1 protein-coding gene is annotated in these 497 nt (G+C 64.8%); it reads right to left on the reverse strand.

Annotated elements, in window-relative coordinates; all coding sequences use genetic code 11:
* On the reverse strand, positions 1–470 hold a 470-nt coding region (locus tag AC1D0P_RS28560), incomplete at its 3' end, for a DoxX-like family protein (RefSeq protein WP_477679817.1).
* Positions 471–497 lie beyond the last annotated feature (27 nt).

The raw sequence follows: 497 nt of genomic DNA on the forward strand, positions 1-497 counted from the left end.
CGTTCATCCAGGATGGCCAGTGTCGCCAGCGACAGGATGATCGCCGGCAATACCTTTACGTATGGGCCGAGCGGATCGAGCCAAAGCGATGTTTCGAGAATGCTGCCGCCGATGAGATAGAGGCAGGCCAGTGCGATCTGCCCGATCAGCGCCAAGCGCGACAGTGGCCGGTAGAGCACGCCAAGCCCAAGCCCGATATCGAGGAGCGAGGTGATGATCGTCACGGCATCGGCAGCGGCCGTCGGCATGAAGGGCAGGAAATGCGCCGACGCCGGTGCGATATCGATCAGCGCGATCGTGCCGGACAGGAACCAGAACAGCGCCAGTGCAACGACCATGACCGGCTTCATCAGATAGAGCCGGGCAAACCACAGGTCCTGGACGCCGGCGGGGTAGGCGGCGAGCGTGTCGCGCGTCGAGCGAAGCGGAACGGCGACCATTGGCTCCGCCGCCTCGATGCCGGCCGACATCACCCGCATCGCCGTCGTGCGTAGCGG

Source organism: Polaromonas sp. P1_G2, assembly GCF_056405515.1.